General features: G+C 48.5%; 1 rRNA gene. It reads left to right on the plus strand.

Annotated elements, in window-relative coordinates:
• A 23S ribosomal RNA gene (locus DMP16_RS09595) occupies nt 1–769 on the plus strand; the annotation flags it as partial.
• Nucleotides 770–1,743 lie beyond the last annotated feature (974 nt).

A 1,743-nucleotide genomic window follows, 5' to 3' on the forward strand; every position in this document is an offset into this window, starting at 1 on the left:
CCTTTCGGGGATGGGGGACCCGGAAGTGAAACACCACCCATAAGCGCTCGCGGGACTAACCTACCCGAAAGGGTGGGAACAGCGTCAGGTGGGCGGTTCGGCTGGGGCGGCACTCCCGCGAAAAAGTAACACGGGAGCCCAAAGGTCAGCTCAGGCGGTACAGAACGCCGCCGTAGAGTGCAAGGGCAAAAGCTGGCCTGACGAGACCCTTCAAAGTACGGGGTCTCGACGCGAAAGCGCGGCCTAGCGAACGCTCGTGCCCCCACACGTGGGGGCCGGGCATGACAGAAAAGTTACCCCGGGGATAACAGGGTCGTCGCGGGCGAGAGCTCCCATCGACCCCGCGGTTTGCTACATCGATGTCGGCTCTTCCCACCCTGGGGGTGCAGCTGCCCCCAAGGGTAGGGCTGCCCGCCCGTTAAAGGGGAACGTGAGCTGGGTTTAGACCGTCGCGAGACAGGTCGGACTCTAAGGGTGGGGAGTGCTGGCCGTCTGAGGGGAAGGTACCCCTAGTACGAGAGGAACAGGGTACCGGGGCCTCTAGTTTACCGGTTGTCCGGTAGGGCAGTGCCGGGCAGCCACGCCCTAAGGGGTAATCGCTGAAAGCATCTAAGCGAGAACCCCTCCCCGAAAAGAGACGGCCATGCGGGGCTAACCCGCGAGAGCCCTCCCCTAGAAGAGGGGGTTGATGGGGGCGGGGTGTAAGTCCCGAGGGCGAAAGTCCGAGGGATTTAGCCCGCGCCTCCCAATCGGGCAAGCCCTTATGCTGCCGATTCTAGACAGCCCGGTAAATCCTAGGCCAGCTGAGGGCCTTATTGTGATCTCCTTTCTATAGTTTATTTATTCTCTAACGTTATAATTAGTTTATTTATTCTCTAACGTTATAATTGTCTTACGCTACCTATAATAGCCAGTTATAACAGATTTTATGTGTGTAGTGGTTAGTATGTTTGAGGATTCATAAGTGTGCTCATGCACTTTTCCATACGGCTGAAGTTAAAGAGAATGTATAATACAAAACCACATCAAGCAGTAGTAAGTATATTTCTACATTAACATACTTGTGCATACTCTCCTTGTCCTCATTATAGGCAAATATCTTACCAGGGTGGGCAAAATCCTTATAAAAACCGTTAAACTATTTTCCCTGTATAAGGCTTTGCAAACCCATGATTTAGAAGGAAAAAGCCATATACTACGAGTTAGCAATAGTAAAAGCATATTCGGGGCTGGCAGACTATTAAAGGGATGGAAGAGGTTAAAGAGATCGCGATAAACTTGGCATTAAACGAATTAGAGAACCTAATAGAGGCTCAGTTTACAAGGCATTCTCTTGGTTAAAACATGGTGTTGAAACTTTTGACAAGAGAAGCTTAGTAAGAAGCCTAAAACTAGCAAGCATAGACTTCAGATAGAACTTAACAAGAAACACAATAATGACTAAAAATATTCTTCAATACAATTTACTCGAAATCTATTGGCATAAGGTGGAATATGGGGTTGGATGAAATTGTTATCCACACACGCTTGGTTGTTATTATGTATGTAAAATACTGCAGGAGTGGACGTTGGCTCTAGGACTAGTGTATTGCATCCGTTTTCAGATGAGCGAGTGAGGATTGTTAATGAAGAGCCGTAAAAGGCTACAGGAAGAGTTGTGTTGTAAAAGAGAATTGACGTCTTATCGATTGTAATGTTGTAAGTCTCACCTGGAGTCAAATATATTGTAGTGAAGTGGAAGGA

This window comes from Sulfolobus sp. B1, from assembly GCF_007050195.1.
Lineage (GTDB): Archaea > Thermoproteota > Thermoprotei_A > Sulfolobales > Sulfolobaceae > Saccharolobus.